Annotated in this window: 18 protein-coding genes and 1 pseudogene; 4 read left to right on the top strand and 15 right to left on the bottom strand. The window is 34.7% G+C overall.

Going from position 1 to position 17,694, the window contains the following annotated elements; translation table 11 throughout:
• Window positions 1-513: 513 nt before the first annotated feature.
• Entirely contained in the window at window positions 514-1,395 is an 882-nt protein-coding gene (locus tag BCR25_RS20020; protein ID WP_071879582.1) for a helix-turn-helix domain-containing protein, read from the bottom strand.
• Between the two features lie 100 nt (window positions 1,396-1,495).
• On the opposite strand from BCR25_RS20020, the gene BCR25_RS15445 reads away from it, so the two are divergent.
• A complete protein-coding gene (locus tag BCR25_RS15445) occupies window positions 1,496-2,212 on the top strand; it encodes a CPBP family intramembrane glutamic endopeptidase (protein WP_069664478.1) in 717 nt (238 codons plus the stop codon).
• Window positions 2,213-2,372: 160 nt separating this feature from the next.
• On the opposite strand, the gene BCR25_RS15440 is transcribed toward BCR25_RS15445, so the two are convergent.
• From BCR25_RS15440 to rlmH, 5 genes are all read right to left on the bottom strand, one after another.
• Window positions 2,373-2,585, bottom strand: a complete 213-nt coding sequence (locus BCR25_RS15440; RefSeq protein WP_069664477.1) for an MPN domain-containing protein — start codon at window positions 2,583-2,585, stop codon at window positions 2,373-2,375.
• 47 nt (window positions 2,586-2,632) lie between these two features.
• Entirely contained in the window at window positions 2,633-2,953 is a 321-nt protein-coding gene (locus tag BCR25_RS15435) for a DUF960 family protein (protein WP_069664476.1), read from the bottom strand.
• Between the two features lie 175 nt (window positions 2,954-3,128).
• Window positions 3,129-4,220 carry a hypothetical protein gene (locus BCR25_RS15430; protein ID WP_069664475.1) on the bottom strand — a complete coding sequence of 364 codons (1,092 nt, stop codon included), beginning with the start codon at window positions 4,218-4,220 and terminating at the stop codon, window positions 3,129-3,131.
• A gap of 394 nt (window positions 4,221-4,614) precedes the next feature.
• Window positions 4,615-5,919, bottom strand: a complete 1,305-nt coding sequence (locus BCR25_RS15425) for a KAP family P-loop NTPase fold protein (RefSeq protein ID WP_069664474.1) — start codon at window positions 5,917-5,919, stop codon at window positions 4,615-4,617.
• Between the two features lie 131 nt (window positions 5,920-6,050).
• The gene (rlmH, locus tag BCR25_RS15420) at window positions 6,051-6,530 is read right to left on the bottom strand and encodes a 23S rRNA (pseudouridine(1915)-N(3))-methyltransferase RlmH (protein WP_069664503.1); all 480 of its coding nucleotides are present in this window, start codon (window positions 6,528-6,530) and stop codon (window positions 6,051-6,053) included.
• A 423-nt stretch (window positions 6,531-6,953) separates the two neighbouring features.
• On the opposite strand from rlmH, the gene BCR25_RS15415 reads away from it, so the two are divergent.
• Complete coding sequence (locus tag BCR25_RS15415) at window positions 6,954-8,246, top strand: S1C family serine protease (RefSeq protein ID WP_069664473.1); 1,293 nt, start codon at window positions 6,954-6,956, stop codon at window positions 8,244-8,246.
• 12 nt (window positions 8,247-8,258) lie between these two features.
• Window positions 8,259-8,381: pseudogene (locus tag BCR25_RS20905) on the top strand (DUF3788 family protein); the annotation flags it as partial.
• Between the two features lie 47 nt (window positions 8,382-8,428).
• Here BCR25_RS20905 and ytpR read toward each other — a convergent pair.
• From ytpR to pepA, 4 genes are all read right to left on the bottom strand, one after another.
• Window positions 8,429-9,040: a YtpR family tRNA-binding protein gene (gene ytpR, locus BCR25_RS15410; protein ID WP_069664472.1), complete on the bottom strand. Its 612-nt coding sequence runs from the start codon at window positions 9,038-9,040 to the stop codon at window positions 8,429-8,431.
• Window positions 9,041-9,197: 157 nt separating this feature from the next.
• Window positions 9,198-9,659: a universal stress protein gene (locus BCR25_RS15405; RefSeq protein ID WP_069664471.1), complete on the bottom strand. Its 462-nt coding sequence runs from the start codon at window positions 9,657-9,659 to the stop codon at window positions 9,198-9,200.
• Between the two features lie 62 nt (window positions 9,660-9,721).
• Complete coding sequence (locus BCR25_RS15400) at window positions 9,722-10,036, bottom strand: thioredoxin family protein (protein WP_069664470.1); 315 nt, start codon at window positions 10,034-10,036, stop codon at window positions 9,722-9,724.
• Window positions 10,037-10,046: 10 nt separating this feature from the next.
• Complete coding sequence (gene pepA / locus BCR25_RS15395) at window positions 10,047-11,123, bottom strand: glutamyl aminopeptidase (RefSeq protein ID WP_069664469.1); 1,077 nt, start codon at window positions 11,121-11,123, stop codon at window positions 10,047-10,049.
• Between the two features lie 246 nt (window positions 11,124-11,369).
• Here pepA and BCR25_RS15390 point away from each other — a divergent pair, with 246 nt between their 5' ends.
• Window positions 11,370-11,711, top strand: coding sequence for a PepSY domain-containing protein (locus BCR25_RS15390; RefSeq protein WP_069664468.1), 342 nt, complete (start codon window positions 11,370-11,372; stop codon window positions 11,709-11,711).
• 129 nt (window positions 11,712-11,840) lie between these two features.
• Here BCR25_RS15390 and BCR25_RS15385 read toward each other — a convergent pair whose 3' ends face one another.
• The 5 genes from BCR25_RS15385 to BCR25_RS15365 all read right to left on the bottom strand — a co-directional run bounded on the left by BCR25_RS15385 (window position 11,841) and on the right by BCR25_RS15365 (window position 17,690).
• Window positions 11,841-12,458: a TMEM175 family protein gene (locus BCR25_RS15385; protein ID WP_069664467.1), complete on the bottom strand. Its 618-nt coding sequence runs from the start codon at window positions 12,456-12,458 to the stop codon at window positions 11,841-11,843.
• A gap of 31 nt (window positions 12,459-12,489) precedes the next feature.
• Window positions 12,490-14,289, bottom strand: coding sequence for an ABC transporter ATP-binding protein (locus tag BCR25_RS15380; RefSeq protein ID WP_069664466.1), 1,800 nt, complete (start codon window positions 14,287-14,289; stop codon window positions 12,490-12,492).
• The gene (locus BCR25_RS15375; RefSeq protein ID WP_069664465.1) at window positions 14,289-16,007 is read right to left on the bottom strand and encodes an ABC transporter ATP-binding protein; all 1,719 of its coding nucleotides are present in this window, start codon (window positions 16,005-16,007) and stop codon (window positions 14,289-14,291) included. The genes BCR25_RS15380 and BCR25_RS15375 overlap by 1 nt, the downstream gene beginning before the upstream one ends.
• Window positions 16,008-16,305: 298 nt before the next feature.
• The gene (locus BCR25_RS15370) at window positions 16,306-17,160 is read right to left on the bottom strand and encodes a GRP family sugar transporter (protein ID WP_069664464.1); all 855 of its coding nucleotides are present in this window, start codon (window positions 17,158-17,160) and stop codon (window positions 16,306-16,308) included.
• Between the two features lie 71 nt (window positions 17,161-17,231).
• Window positions 17,232-17,690 carry a PTS sugar transporter subunit IIA gene (locus BCR25_RS15365; protein WP_069664463.1) on the bottom strand — a complete coding sequence of 153 codons (459 nt, stop codon included), beginning with the start codon at window positions 17,688-17,690 and terminating at the stop codon, window positions 17,232-17,234.
• Window positions 17,691-17,694: the final 4 nt, after the last annotated feature.

Raw genomic sequence — 17,694 nt, 5'->3', positions numbered from 1 at the left:
TTTGTTGACAGATACGGATTTAATACCAGATACCGCACCTGTAGCAGCTCCTATATCTGAAGCTATATGACTCATAAAAGAATCGACCCCTTTTACTATTTTTTCAATAAGTACAGTTTAACGGAATATAGTCTAAAAATACAGGCTATTTAGTAAAAAAGTTAATAACTATTGACTAATTTAGTTTTAATTTTTTGGGTTTAAAAAAAGAGCCTCAAAATAAGTGCCCTTTTAGTATGACTTATTGATTGAATCACAAGAAATAAAATAAAGTATCACTATAAGTAAACTTTGTTTTATTAGAATAAGGTCTAGATGAATCCCCTCATTCTATAATTTATTATCTGCTTGTTTTGTCACTAGTCCCCCTATACTCTATCAAGAAAAAGAATAGTAAATGCTTCTTTTAAACAATTCAAATAGACCAAAAATATCCCTATTTATGATACGGTTCTGCGTATCGGAAGTGATTGTATTACTCTCTTAAATATCAAAAAAATTTTCAAATCGTATTTATCTATATCTCTCATAATAATTTCTAGCCTTTTCCTGATGGATCTGAAAAATAATAGTATAGAACTTTGATTCTGATGAGAGAATCGAATTCAGTGTATCAAATAATGCGTTCATCTTTGATTGCGCGCTAGAGAAATCTAAATAAAGATCGACCAAATTATTAATAAACTTCAATTGAATAAGCAAATGTAAATTATCTGACGGGTTAATGAGCTCATTATAAACAGACAGAGTTTCTTTGGCTCTCTCAATGTCATTAATCATCAATAAGCTTTGAATCCTATTAAAATGTAAATCACCTACTTCTTCATAATACAATTTATCATTGAATTCTTTATATTTTTTTAATTCAGATAAAATACGTTCATAGAGCTGTTCTGCTTCATCCTTATCATTTTCAGAAATCGATAGTAAAATTAATTTGCTTAATTTAATTTCTTTTAATGTCCACATTTTCGCATTCTCTAATTCAGATAAAATTTCATTAAATGGTTCTCGAGAAAATTTGTAAAAGTTTGTGTTTGTAATTAATACCAGAAGATAGGCATTCATTGCCAAGTACCTCATTTCCGTATTTTGATGCTTATGATATCGTTCATAAAGCTCATACAATTCTTCAAATTTTCCATTCTTGTATAACACATCAATTTGATTCTCTAAGGACTTCTCTTCATTCATCGTATTTTGATTTCTAAAGTACTCAAATTCCTCATAAGAAATCCCTAAATTGTTAATCAATTCTTGAAATTTCACAATTTCAACTGAATACTTCCCAGCCTCAAAATCACTATAAAAGGTTTTAGAAACAACTCCCGTGTATACTTCTTTTTGGGTATATCCTTTGTCTTTTCGAATTTTCTTTATTATTTCTCCGTACATTTTTTCTCCATTTCATTAATTCCTGTATACAGGAATTATAATAGTTTATTCTTTCAATTACCATGATATATTTGAAAAAACGAATTTTGGAGGAATAAACATGAATAAAATATATTTTAAATTGCTTGGCCTTTCACTAGGTTTGACAATAATCATCAGTCTGTTTTCTGCTACTAGTATATTTTTAAAAATGGATGATAATGGTATTATTATGTTTCAAATAGCAGCATTTTTATCTTTAGCCATTCTACTTTTCTTCTATATGAAAAAAAAGGATTCTACATTGAAACAATTTGGCTTTGAAAAGACCTCAATTAGCAAATCTGTCTTTGGTTTTATTGCTTTAATCATTCTGATTCAACCTATCACTTTAGGAATAAATTTTTCACTGCCTTTTTTGACCCTATTGTTGATTATCATTCAAATGATTTTAGTAGGCTTCGTTGAAGAATCTCTATTTAGAGCTATATTTTTCTACTTCTTAAAAGATGAGCAGCCTAAAGTTTATCTTCTATTTTCAAGTATTGTATTTGGTTTGCTTCATATCGCTAGTGGATTAAATCCAGAAACAGCTCCATTATTAGTATTTTTACAAATCGTTAATGCTTTATTATTGGGTGCGATATTCGCCATTTTATATTATTCTTTAAAATCTATTTATCTTGTAATTGCCTTTCATTCCCTGTTTAACATTTTTGCTTCTGTAACATTAGAGAGTTCTCTCCAGCGTAATTTAGTTGCGGTTTCAATTTTAACGATTTGTTATATCGTATTTTTAATTTACTATACAAAAATAGTTTTTTTCTTAAAAAAATAACTTTGTATTTTAAGAAGTGCCTTAATAAAATAGAACTTGTAAATTTTTTGAAGAATTTTAACTCAATGAATCCTTTAATGATTTCATTTCAAATAGTGTATTTATCCTAACTGTAGCTGAATGTATATTTAGCTAATCCAAAAATGTATCCTGTTTTATTTTAGGATACATTTTTGGATAGTGAAATCTTATTTTTTACATTTAGACCCACGACAACCAAATGTTCTCTAGCTTTCGTTTCAACAAACGGAGCGAACAACTCATAGACAGCTTGAGGGCTAGTACAGGTTCTAGCGGCGTAAAAAGTTGAGGCGTCTTTCACCAGTTCAAGACTAACAATAGACACACGTTTTCTTGGTTGATTTGTTTTCATATTTTTCTCCTTTATAATTGTTGTAGTTGGTTCTTAGAAAAATGCAGTTAATAATCTTCTGGTAATAACATAGTTTGATGACTACGATCATCTATCACCCATAACTTTTTAATTTGGAAATCAAGCATCTTTCCCTTTATGGTGTAGGTATGATAATCAATGAAAAATGGTTCTTCTTGTCGATGAATCACTTCAATTGCTTGGCGTTGATTATCTGGATTTAGCTCAAAGATTTGTAAGTAGTCCAAATTTATTTCTGCTTCTTCTACCTTTTTATCAATCAATTGCCAGCAATACAACTGAGTTTCTTTGGGTACTTGTTCTTTCACTCCTCTCGCGATATAGCGATTTTCTTTTGACTTAAACATCTCCTTCCCTCCTTTAAAGTACAAAAATAGACCAATCACCGACTAATGATGATTGGTCTTCATGGATATAATATATAATTCAAATCTTGATACTAACATTTGTCACTAATATTTTTTACCTAATGGCAATGGTCATTTTTAGAAGAATCATTAAGGCATTCTCATATGCATACAACTATTTTACTTTGAGTGCATCTTCAAAATCGGTAAAATGGATTTTCTCTTTATAATTTAACGAAAATTGATCTGTATAGTCATTTAAATAAAATTCGACATTTCGTAAAATGAAATCGTCAAAAATTGGTTCATTTGAATCATCTAAATTTTTAATTACTTTGTCTAGATATTCAATAAAAAAAGTATAATCTAACTGTTGTGATTGATGAATTTTTTTTATAAAGTATTGATTAAAACTAGCATTTTTACTTGGAGAAAGATTTCCCTTTAAATATTTGATATGATCCGCCTTACAAATTATTCTACACTCCTTATAGTTCTCCATAATTATATAAGAAATCAATTTAAGTTGTCTTTTTATGAACTCTAATTCTAAATCCTCTTTGTATATCCTAATAAAATTTAGTAATAGAAAACATGCATAATTAATTTTCTCGCTCTTTATATTCTTCACAATTTCTTTAAAGGAAGTAACAAGTACATCGTAGTCATTATAAAAATAATTATTTAAAATAGGGAAACTACCTTTTCTATCTAAGTAATCAGATACTATTTTTTCTTCAATTATCTGTTTTTTAGAAATATTGTAATACTCAAATTTTCCATTTTGATACAAACAAATATAGTGTTCATTTTTACCCGTTTTATAATCAATTAGAAAACGATCATAAAGAATGTTGTCTATCTTAATTTGGCTTACAAAACGATAAGAATTATTATAAATACTATATAGTTTGTTATTCTCGTCTATGCCAACCAAATAAAAATTTGTCAAATAGGCATTTTGATTATTTGCTGTTGAAACAAGAATAGTTTGAAACGTATCTAAAAAACTAAATACAGGTCTATTATCTTTCAAGCTTATAATATATCGCAGATTTTCATCACGTTTATTTTGATAGTCTGAAAGTAGCCATGTACTTAAAATTGCAATACTTGTAAAAATTGGGGCTACAATAGTCTTAAAGTATTCTTTGTTTTCAACAAAATATAGTTTTATTGAAGGTATGTAATTTACAATTATAGGTATTATAGTTAAAACAGCCAAAAATATAATAATAACAAGTAGCTTTGTTTTTGAAGATTTCATATTTTGTCCTTTCATTAAAAAAATTACTTTATAAAAGAGTATTTACAGATCATTTGAATGAAGTTATAACATTTCGCTAAAACTTTTAATATACAAACTAATATGGAATTATCATATTCTGAATATGTTAAACTGCTATGCATTACAGAAAAGCAGTTTGTAAAGATAAAGAAAGGGGAATTCGATATGCCTAAACAGACTTCTCGAATACTACTCTTTCAACGGAGAAACACGTATTACGATGCACCCCTTGTTCTTTATTCTCCTTTCCTAACACTTGAAGAGAAGAACGATTAGTCTCCATAAATTTTTAAAATCAGACTGTAGATAAATTCTTAGAAAAGGTGTTATCTACAGTCTGAAATACTTTGATATCATTATTAAGGTACTTTATCTAATTGAATAGCGATAATGCTTCTTTCAGATTTTCAAGTGGTTCCATATCTCTTGTGCTAAATAAGTCACTATAATATTTTTTAGTTAACAATATTGACTTTTTATCAGGTAAATACCCTTCACTTTCTGGAGTATTCAAATCCAATATTCTTTCAAAATAATCTTTATTTTCATCAATATATCCCTCAAGTTCATCTACACCAGAATTTTCTAGAAAATTCTTATAATTATTAGGATGAGTCAATTTCAATCCAAAGCAGTATAGTGGAAAAATCAAATTGTAGAACAAATCAAAATTTTTACTTGCTCTCGAATCTTTTCTTTTAAATCTATTGATTATTATTTCCGAAATAAAAACATATTTATTGATTTCCCTTAAAGAAAGATCAAAATACGAACAATTTACTTTAACAAGCTCGTTGTAAGGAAATTTTGATGCATTACTTACATTTAGCACCTGATTTAAATACTCTTTTGTATCGGGAATTGGAAGATTATATTCCAAATCAATAAACCTATCTAAATATCCGAATCCATTAAAATCAGATCCGTAATATTTCTTTACAGTATGAGAAAGTTGATTTTTATTGCTACAGATAATATAGGAGATTTTTTCATAGGAAAAATAATGCTTTATAATTTCCAACAATTCAACTGCAAAAGTTGGTTTACAACGATCTAATTCATCGATAATAATGACTATCTTCTTCTCTTCAGTCAAAATTTCTAGTACTTCATTAATTCGCTCTTTTAAATCATCAACATATGTTGCTGACTTAAGTAGTTTTTCATCTTTCGTTTCCCCACTAGATAAATCATCAAAATCTACTGTCCCCCCACTTAAAAGTTTGAGAGTGGAATTGGCAACTGGGAGAATTCCCTTTTTTATTACTTTATCTAGCCGATCAACATTTTTATCTTGTCTATCCATAATTCTTTTTCGATGTTTAATTAAATCGTACAAAAATATTTCTAATGGTTTTTCATACATATCATATTCCCATGAATTAAAATAATAAATATCAAACTGAGTTCTGAAATCATTCAAAACACTGGCATCGACTTGTGGAAATTCATTTTCTTGTTCATTTTGTGACTCATTTGATAGATATTCCAATTTTTTGGCAAAAACCGACTTTCCTGTCCCCCAACCACCATCTAAACTCAAAGTAACAGAAGATTCTAAATCATTGAATATTCTCATTATGTTATTCAAATGCTTATTTCGTTTTAAAGAATCTAGTTCGAGTACGCGTTTTAATTCTTCTGGATTATGACAATCAATCTTATTTTTAAGTTTCATACAAGTCTCCTTTTCCTAATTTAGTATATCTGGATTAAGCTCTTCAGCTCAACAAGAACTCCCATATCACATCCCTTGTGATTCTTATCATTGAACCCTTGATATCACGCTATCTTTATAAAAAAATCCCCCTACTTATGATACGGTTCCCCCCGCATAATCCGAAACCCGCGATAAATCTGTTCCACCAATACCAACCGCATCAGCTGATGTGGATAAGTCAATTTCCCAAAGGACATTTGCTTTTGGCTTCTCTTCATCACTTCATCACTCAACCCAAGTGAGCCGCCAATCACAAAAGCCAGCTGACTCTTCCCGTTAATGCCTAGCTGTTCAATCTCTTTTGAGAATTCCTCACTACTAAATTGTTTCCCATTGATTGCCAATACAAAAACATGATCCTGATCGGAAATTTTTGCTAAGATTCTTTCTCCCTCTTTGTTCTTCACCTGAAGCATTTCTGCTTCACTTAAATTTTCTGGTGCTTTTTCATCAGCGACTTCTATAATTTCAATTTTTGCGTAACTTTGCAGGCGTTTTAAATATTCATTGATTCCCTGAACCAAATATTTTTCTTTCAGCTTCCCTACAGTGATGATTTTTATTTTCAACAATTTCACGTCTCTTCCTCTATGAATTTTCTTAGTTGTTAACAATTTTATCATGAATGATTTTTCTCTTCCAGCTACTTTCCCACAAAGTTATGCACATATGCACAGACTTATCCACAGAACGATCGCTATTTAGCCCTTATTTTATGGTATTTTTTAATACAAACACATATTCCCATTCTTTTATCCACATTATCCACATTCTGTGGATAACTTTTTCAAAGGAGTTTTCCTCTATTTATGCGGTAGTTTTTCACATTTTCTTGTGTATAAGTTGGACCAAAAACATTTTTTCATCGTTTATATCTGTTTTTCTCCCTATCTTGTTCATAAAAAATTCAAAGCTATTCTGTAGACTAAAGTTGTCTTGGAAGACTATACTAACTATAATAAATAATGACAGATAATTGGGAGGTTACTTATATGCAAAGAAAAGATGTTACACCTGATTCAGATAAAAAACAAAATGGGCTATTCAAAAAATTTGGGATTGGTTTAGTCGGAGGTTTACTTGGTGGCGCGTTAGCTTTTGGCGGCGCTTATGCTATCATGGGACAAAATTCTTCCTCTACCCCATCAACAACGACAAGTACAGTTAAAGACAACAAAGGTGATACCAAGGTGACAAATGTCAGCTTAGATGTCAATAGCGATGTAACGAAAGCGGTAGAAAAGGTGCAAAATTCTGTCGTATCAGTTATCAACTTACAAAGCACTAGTCAAAACTCTGATTTTGGTAGCTTGTTCGGTGGTCAAAATGGAAATGAATCAAATAATGACGAATCGAACGGCAGTGATCTCGAAGCTGCGAGTGAAGGTAGCGGCGTCATTTATAAAAAAGATGGCAAAACGGCTTACGTTGTTACCAATAATCACGTAGTTGATCAAGCCAAAGGATTAGAAGTTGTTTTACATGATGGAACAAAAGTTGAAGGTGAGTTAGTCGGTACAGATTCATATACTGACCTTGCTGTCATTAAAATTTCTTCTGAGAAAGTAGATTCAATCGCTGAATTTGGCAACTCTGACAAATTAAAAATCGGCGAACCTGCATTGGCAATCGGCTCTCCTTTAGGTTCAGCCTATGCTAACTCAGTAACTCAAGGGATTATTTCCTCTGTAAACAGAAATATCCAAAATGAAAATAACGGACAAGCAATCAATATCAACGCGATCCAAACAGACGCAGCAATCAATCCAGGTAATTCTGGCGGTCCTTTAGTGAATATCGAAGGTCAAGTGATCGGAATCAACTCGGTTAAAATTGTTCAATCTGAAAGCCAAGTAAGTGTGGAAGGAATGGGCTTTGCGATTCCAAGTAACGATGTGGTAAATATTATCAATCAACTTGAAAAAGAAGGCAAAGTGACTCGTCCAGCATTAGGTATTACGATGGAAGAATTAACAAATGTTTCAACGCAGCAACGAAAAGAGATCTTGAACTTACCTGAATCCGTTCAGACAGGTGTCCTTGTCCGCAGTGTTCAAACTGCCACTCCAGCTGACAAAGCAGGACTTGAAAGATACGATGTTATCACAAAAATCGATGATGAAGACATCAACTCTGTGACAGATCTACAAAGTGCGCTATATAAGAAAAAAGTCGGCGATAAAATGAAGGTTACCTTCTATCGAGACGGCAAAGAGCAAAGTGTTGATGTTGAATTAACCATTGATCAATCAGCATTAAAAACAAATGCTCAAACAAACGAATAGCATAAAAAGAGGATGGGACAGAAGTGTTTAATCCCGAGAAATAAGAAGGAATTCACGAAAATTGTTCTTCAAATTTTTGTGAATTTCAGCTTATTTCCGAAGGGATTGCTTCTGCTCCCACCGTTTATTCGGATTAAAAGTGAGTGGGACATAACTCTTCGAGTTATGTCCCACTCACTTTTTTATTTTCCTACAGCAAACGCTTCGCCAACGACTGCATCAAATGGTAACTCTAAAATTCCTTTTTTCGCTGGTGCATCCGCCAAACGTAGTTCACTTGCTGAACATATCATGCCAAAGCTTTCTACGCCTCGTAGAACACCTGGCCAAATCATCAAACCATCTGGCATCATAGCACCTGGCTTAGCTACAACGACTTTTTGTCCTGCTTTGATATTCGGCGCACCACAAACGATTTGCAGCACTTCGCCATTGTCTACTTCAGTCTGTGTAATTGATAGATGATCTGAATCAGGATGTTTCTTACATGATTTTACGAATCCGACCACGATTTTTGGTTCTGTATCTGCTGCTAAAGTTTCAGAAAATCCTGCATTTGCAAGTTCTTGATTCAATTTAGCAAACTGGTCCTCTGTCAATTCGATTTGTCCAACACCAGCAAGCTCTCCTAAAATAGTAGAAGCCTCAAAGATATTCCAAGCAACAACTTGCTCACCTGCACTAATTCGAGCAACATTTCCTTTACGTTCAACAACGTTTTCTTGTCCTTTATCATCTGCCACGATAACCATCAACACGTCACCGACATGTTCTTTATTATATGCAAAAATCATTTTTTTCCTCCTAGATTTATAAACTGAATACTATATGCTGTTATTCACTCGTTCTATCTTAACAAAAATCTTGTACTGACGCTACTTTTGTTCCACATAAAAATAAGTGAAACAAAACGATTATGCTTTGCTTCACCTACTTTATTAGCTTTTCCAGTTACTTTTTCTTTTTATCTGGACGAACAATCAACACATCACAAGGGGCGTTTCGGATAATGTAGCTGCTAACACTGCCGACCATAAATCGTTCGACAGCATTCAACCCTGATTGACCCACCATGATAAGATCGACATCATATTTTTTCGGCAAGTCATTACACATGACATCTTTAGCCGAACCATATGTTACCACTGTTTCTACTTGAGTGAACTCAACACTTTTCGCATAGTTTTCACAATCTGCCAGCAGCTCTTTTGCCGTTTCCGTTTCATGATCTAACAAGTTATCATTCAGTGACGAATAGCCCATCATTGTATAAATCTGATTTTCTATCACATGTGCAACAATCACACGACCATTGTTTCTTCTGGCAACTTCTATCGCCTGTTCAAAAGCTAAATTTCCTTGATCACTGCCATCGACACCCACTAAAATATTTTTATAGGTTTGTGTTAACATTCTGCTCATCTCCTAATCAATTTCGTTTGATTCTGAAACTGGATCTATTGTTGATGAAATTATTAACGAACACTGTTTAAAAATGTGGTGATTTCTTCTTTTGTTTTGCGGTCCTTATTGACTAAGCGTCCAAGTTCCTTGCCGTTTTCAGTTACAACAAAGCTTGGAATACCAAAAATGTTCCATTCAGCTGCAAGATCGATATATTTATCGCGATCGACTTCGATAAACTGAAAATCTGGAAACGCCGCTTCGATCTCAGGCATCACAGGTTTGATGAAGCGACAATCGCCACACCAATCTGCGGTGAAGAAAAAGACACTTTTTTCTTTATCTACATAACCTGCTAACTCTTCATAAGATGTTGGAATAATCATCTTTATCCCTCTACTTTCCGTAAATGATCGTATCAACTGTTGTTTTATCTAATCCTTTTAAGACTTGAATCAACATTTCTCGAGCAGCTTCAAAATCTTTGATACTGAACATCGTTTGATGGGTATGGATATAACGTCCGCAAACACCGATCACTGTACTTGGTACACCATTATTTGTTGTATGAGCAGCACCCGCATCTGTACCGCCTTTAGAAACAAAGTATTGGTAAGGAATATTGTGTGTTGCTGCTGTATCTAATAAATACTCACGTACACGAGGTAATGTGATCAATCCTGGATCGTAAATACGCAATAAGGTTCCTTCGCCAAGATGTCCGTATGTGCCTTTTTTCGTTTGTAGATCATCCGCTGCAGAGCAGTCTACTGCAAAGAATAAATCTGGATTGAATTTATGAACAGACGGTTTTGAACCACGTAAGCCGACTTCTTCTTGAACGTTAGCACCCGCAATCAAAGTATGGCCTAACTGTTCATTTTGCAATGCTTCCAGCGCTTCTAACACTAATGTACACCCATAGCGATTATCCCACGCTTTACTGATGATGTTTTTGCCATTGGCTGTTTTGATCGTTTCTGTTTGAGGCACGATCGAATCACCTGGACGAACACCAAAACTTTCGGCCTCTTCTTTTGATTCAAACCCTGCATCGAATAAAACATCTGTCACTTCCAATTGTTTTTGACCACTTGTTCCACGTAATAAATGCGGTGGAATAGACGAAGAAATACATGGATAGTTTCCTTTGCTTGTTTTCAAAGTAAAACGCTGTGCTGAAACAACATACGGATTCCAGCCGCCTAAAGGAACCACTTGGAATAATCCGTTATCTTTGATTTGTGTCAGCATAAACCCAACTTCGTCCATGTGAGCAGCAACCATCACACGTGGAGCATCTTGCTCCTTCGCTCTTTTTAGACCAAAAATACCGCCTAACCCATCATATTGGATTTCATCTACTAACGGTTCCATGTTTTTTTTCAGGTACGAGCGAATATCATCTTCAAATCCGCTTGTTCCTTGTAGTTCTGTTAGCTCTTTGATTCGTTGAAATGTTTTTTCTTCCATTATCGTATTATCTGCCAGCTACCTTGCGTCAAATTTCAAGGATAACCTTTCTTTTCCGTAAAAAATAACATGATTTTCAAACAGAAACGGCAGATACTCCTTTCATCTAATATCACGATTAATTATAACGCAAAATTTTTTAATTGCCCACGTTTTTTGTTTTTCGATATTTCTCAGGAGTGTGTTAAAATAGAAGAAAGGTCGATTTTTTTCGACAAACTTTGACTATACTCGGAGGTTATTCCCATGAATGAAGAAAATGAATTAAGTTATTTTAAAGGCGGCTTAGCAATTGGCGTGAGTCTGGGTATCATAAGTGGGATTGCTTCTACACTATGGTATCAAAAGAAACGAACACTCGATGCTGATCTTGTTTTAGAAAATGTGAAGGACGCCTTTTTAAAAGAAGGGCCGATCGAAGGCTCTTGGATCGAGTTTGAGAAAAAACCATTGCGAAAATTTGCCGTTCACTCAAAAACTTATAATGGCGGGATTTCTCGTTTAGAAGATGGCGTGATGGTTCAATACGAATTTACTGCGGATGCTTTTACTGGCACTGTGATCGATGTAAAACGAATCAAAGAATAAAAAAACAAGGCCAAACTGTTTCACTCGGAGCATTAGAAATATTCTCGAAGACGTTGCTTGTTTTCTCGCTGTTTATTCAAAGTTAAAGCCTCTGGAACAAAACTGATTTCTAGTCTTGTTCCAGAGGCTTTAGTTGTGTTGAGTAATCCTTCTTCTTTTCCCTTTTCGCCCAACTGATTCTTCTACATTCGTTTTCAAAAAATAACTGATAATTGGAATCCCTATGAATAATACCAGAGCCAGCTGAGGAATAAACCAGCCGATTCCCATCACCAATGAAATAGCCAAATAATAGATTCGATCACGTACAAGGTATAGCTGTTTTAGTTGTTCTTGCTCTTCTTTTGTATCAATCCCAAGTAAAATGCCCGCTCTAAACAAACTGCTGAAAGATCCATTTATGATCATTAGCAATAAGCCATACGCCAACATTGGTAATTGTTTATCTGCCGCTTCCATTGACCAGCTAGTAAAAACTGGGATCAGCACTAGAGAAAATAGAAAACAGGTATTTCTAATCACGAAGGGTTCATTGATTTTTTCAATCTGCTCAAAGAGTTTCCGATGATCATTCCAATAGCCTGCTACAATGAAAAAGCTGATAGCAAACGTTAGTAGACTTTCGAGAAACTGAGCATAATCACCATCATGAGGAATCGGGATCTCCAATGCGGCAATCGTAATCACGATGGCGATGACCGCGTCACTGAATAATTCGATCCTTAATTTTTTACTGGCTAGTTGCATCTACTATAACTCCTCTATTTTCTATCTATGATCAAGCCGCTTCAGCTAAAAACTGACTGTTATAAATATCTGAATACACACCATCTGCTTCTAACAGTTCTTGGTGATTACCAGATTCCACTACATCTCCATGATCCATCACAACGATTTTATCTGCATCATAAATCGTCGACAACCGATGAGCGACCACAAAGCTTGTCCGTCCAACCAATAATTGCTTCATCGCTTTTTGGATCAACATCTCTGTCCGAGTGTCCACATTAGAGGTTGCTTCATCTAAAATCAAAATTTCTGGATTTGCTAAAAACGCGCGGGCAATCGTGATCAACTGACGTTGTCCTTGCGAAATATTATTCGTTTCTTCGTTCAAAATCGTATCGTAGCCATCAGGTAGTTTTCTTACAAAATCATCGACAAATGCCGCTTTTGCTGCAGCATAAACCTCTTCTTTCGTTGCATCCGGCTTACCATATTTGATATTGTCATAAATCGTGCCTGAAAATAGCCAAGTCTCTTGTAACACCATTCCGATTTTTTGATGCAGTTGTTGATGTGAAAGATTTCGACTATCGATACCGTCGATTTTGATGCTTCCCCCTGAAATGTCATAGAAACGCTGTAATAAATGAACCAAGGTTGTTTTTCCAGCCCCTGTATGCCCAACGATCGCTATCGTTTCTTGTGGAGCAACAGCTAAAGAAAAATCGTTCATCAATAATTCTTCTCCATAACCAAATTGAACATGGTCAAAGCGAACTTTTGCGGAATCTTCCGGCGTATTAGGAAATGTTTGCTCATAAACGTTTCTTTCTTCTTCATCCAAAACTTCAAAAACACGCTCTGCTGAAGCTACGATTGATAAGATCCCGCTCCAGATTTGCGAAAGTTGACTGACTGGTTGCGAAAATTGACTTGAATACTGTAAGAATGCTTGTAAGTTCCCAATAAGAATCGCTCCTGCCGCCACTTCAACTGCTCCCACTGTACAAATAACTACATAAACCACATTTTTTAAAAAGATCATCGCTGGCATCATAGAACCGCCAAAGAATTTTGATTTCCAGCCAGCTTCATACATTTTTTGATTGAATGCATGAAATTGCTGTGCGGAACGCTCTTCATAGTTAAAACTTTTGATCACTGTATGCCCATTGTAAGCTTCTTCGATTTGTCCATTGAGATGTCCTTGTACCTGTAGATATTTCTTGACATTTTCCTGTGCTTTCGGTGTCAGTAGTTTCATCACTAACAAGCTAAACGGTATAATCAAGGCAGCTACTAAAGTCAATTTCCAGCTGATCGTCAGCATCAACCAGATCACACCAATAACCAAAATAATACTTGAAAGTAATTGTGTTAAACTTTGCTGAAGCATCGTGGCAATATTATCCATATCATTGATCGCAATCGACATTAAATTTCCATTTGAGTGCTTATCAAAATATTCACTCGGTAGTTCGTTGATTTTTGCTTTTAGTTCATTGCGCATTGTTTTCGTTGTGTTTTGTGAAACAACCGTCATCAACCATTGTTGCACAAAATCTGCTACGGCTTTGCCTATATAAAGCAAGGCAACAGTCAATAAAATCATCGCTAATTTCGTAAAATCGATGCCTGTTTTTGCATTGACTCCGGCAAAAATCAGTGTAGTTGCATTTCCTAATATTTTAGGGCTTAGCACTTGAAAAAGTGTTCCAACGATAGCTACTACAGCTACTAATAGGATCAGCCAGCGACTGGCTTTCATATACCCTAATAAGCGTTTCATTGTTCCTTTTAAATCTTTAGGTTTGGCTTTGATTCCTTTGCCCATAGGTGCTCCTTTACTCATTAGGCTGCCTCCTTTTCTACTTGTGAAAGAATAATTTCTTGGTAAACCGGATTAGTATTCGCTAGTTCATCATGTGTACCTAGTCCGACCATTTTCCCTTCATTCAACACAAGGATCTTCGATGCATTTTTTACGGTGCTGATCCGTTGCGCTACAATGATAGTGATCGCTTGATTTAAATGTGTTTTCATATTTTTTTGAATAGCTGCATCTGTTTTAAAATCCAGTGCGGAAAATGAATCATCAAACACATAGATCGCTGCTTGTTTGACAAATGCTCTAGCTAAACAAAGTCGCTGCTTTTGACCACCCGAAAAATTCCCGCCATTTTTTTCTACTGCACCATCTAAACCACCTTGCTCATGAACGAAAGACGTAGCCTGAGCCAACTCTAACGCTGCCCACAATTCGTCATCTGTTGCCTGTTGATTACCAATACGTAAATTCTCACGAATCGTGCCAAAGAAAAGCTGATTGACTTGGGGAACTAAACTAACTTGTTCGTGCCATTCATGTTGAGAGAGTTGCTGAATCGCTTGCTGATTGAAACGAATAGCCCCTTGACTAGGATCGTATAAGCGATCAAGTAGATTAACCAAAGTAGTTTTCCCAGCGCCTGTACTGCCAATAATTGCTAGAGTTTCTCCTGATTTTACCGAAAGTGAAACCTCTGATAAGGCTTGTTCCTCTGCGCCATCATAATTATAGGATACCTGATCTAATGTGATCGTATTGGTCTTTTTATGAGGAAGCGTTAATTGATCGGTCCCATCTTGAATAGCATTTTGCGTGTCTAATACTTCGTTGATTCGTTTAACAGAAATTTGTCCCCGAGGAATCGAAGAAATCACCATCGTTAAAATAGCTACCCCCATTAAAATTTGAGCTGCATAGGAAACAACGCCCATCATCGTTCCGATTTCCATCTGTCCTGTATCGATCAAACCCGCTCCCAGCCAAGTAATCATAATCGTTGCTAGACTCATTGTCAGAGTAATGAACGGCATCAAGAAACTAAAAGCTGTATTTGAACGAATCGCTAATTTTGTGTATGCTTCGTTTTCTTTTTCATAACGTTGATATTCTGCTTCTTCTTTATTAAAAGCATGAGTGACCTTGATCCCGGTCAACCCTTCTTTAAAAATCAAATTCAACTGATCGATCTTTTGCTGCATCTTCTCAAATAATGGATTCGCATATCTGAAAATCAACCAGCTTACGATCAGAATAAGTGGAGTCACTGAAATAAAGATCAATGTTAACCTAGGACTTAAACGATACGCAAAATAGATACCACCAACTAAATAAAGAGGTGCAATAATCAAGAATTTTAATCCCATCTCAATTAAATTTTGCACTTGTGTGACATCATTGGTATTACGAGTAATCAGTGAAGATGAACCGAAACGATCCACTTCTTTTTGTGAAAATGAGGTAATTTTCTTAAATAATGCTTCACGTAAATTTCCACCTAGCGCATAAGCAACTTTTGCTGAAAGATAAATATTGATCAATGCCCCGCCAAAACTGACGACAGCAAAACCAAGCATCATCAAACCTTTTTGCCAAATAACCCCTTGATCATTCGGAACAACACCTTGATTGATCAATTCAGCTGTCAACGTTGGTAAATATAAATCGCCAAATGTTTGCACTAACAAAAATAAGATTGCTAGTGTAGTTGTTACTATTGGCAGTCGTTTTATTATTTTCGTCATCCTTTTTCCTCTTTTCTTCTATACTTTCTATTTAGGCACAAACGGTAATATTTTGTTTCACTGTCAATCGATGAGATTTACAAAAATCATAGAATAAAAATAAACAAGCAATCATCTAATCATCTCCTACATTCAATTTTTCTAATTTATTATTCGAATTTAAAACAGGTACCTTACAAAAACAAATTATAAAGGTACCTGTTTTAAATGTCAACAAAAATATGTAGGTACCTGCTTTATTTTTTTTCCAAAAAAAAGAAGCCGACTAAAGCAGCTAGCTTTATCAACTCCTCTAATACTATTTAATTGCACCAACTAACAGGATTCCTAAGGTGATCAACACTGAGCCTAAGATAATCAGCCGTAATTCGTTTATATTCTTTTTCCCCTTCAAAAAATATAACCCACCAAAAATCGATACTAACACAGCTAATTGAGAAAAAGTAAAACTTTTTGCTACACCTAGCAGAGGAATGATCAAAAATAAGCTAATATTAGCCACACTCCAGAAAATACCTGTGGGCCAATTTTTTATAATATCAATAGGATCGATCTGTTCTTTTTCAATCCAAGCAAAGAAAAGTGAGCCTATAAACATACCAATAGATTGAGGGAAAATCACGGCTATGCCAGAGATAGAAAAAAGTTTTGGCAATGTTACATAAAATACTAAGGCACTTGAAGAAAGTAGCAAATAGAACAGTGCTTTTTTAAAATCTCCTGTAGCTTTTTGTTGGTATTGCCTTTTATTAAATGACGTACAAACAATTCCTAAGAGGATCAAAATAATCCCAGAGCCTCCAATAATAAAGGCAGATACTCCCTGCCATTCTTGAAAAAAAACCACTGCAACAAGCGTCGTTCCTATCAATTGTGACCCATTTGAAATCGGCATCGCTTCTGAAACAGCCATTAATTGAAATGAGCGAAACTGCAAATACTGACCAATCGACCATAAACAACCAGATAAGAAGGTCACAACCACTATGGTTCGATTCAACTCTGGCTGTACGAAAAATAGAATCAATGTACCACACACCAAAGCCATCATCGTCGTACCAAGCAATTGATTAATTGGCTTAGCCTTTGTCAATGACGCAATCACCGGCATCAGCCCCCAACCAAGTGCAGGTAAAAAATAAAACAAATACATATACTTCTCCTTTTACATAAAAAGAGAAAACAGCAGACAATCCACTGTTTCTCTATTGGATTTTTCTAAAATCAAATCCTAAACACGTCATCTTCAATCGATACGAGTATATTCTCTTTGATCAATTCACCTTTATTTACTTCTGGTAAAACAACGATCGCTACTGGATCTTTTCCCTCTTTAGCCAGCATCGATAGATCCATTTCTGCTAGTTTTTGTCCCGCGTTGACCGTCGCTCCTTCCTGTACAAATACTGTAAAAGGCGCCCCATTTAACTCTACAGTATCCAATCCCAAGTGGATCAACAGAGTATCGCCGTTTTCACTCTCGAGCGTAATCGCATGGAGGGTTGGAAAAATACTTAGGATTTTCCCTGAAACTGGAGCATATATTTGACCAGAATGTGCCGTCACAGCAAAACCAATCCCCATCATCTGTTTTGAAAATACTGCATCGTTCACTTCAGTTAAAGGAACCAGTCGACCTTCTGCTATCGACTTCAGCACACGTTTCTTTTTAAAAAATCTCATTTTC

The sequence above is a fragment of the Enterococcus termitis genome, assembly GCF_001730305.1.
Taxonomy (GTDB): domain Bacteria; phylum Bacillota; class Bacilli; order Lactobacillales; family Enterococcaceae; genus Enterococcus_L; species Enterococcus_L termitis.
This window is presented reverse-complemented; position numbering and strand designations above follow the sequence as displayed.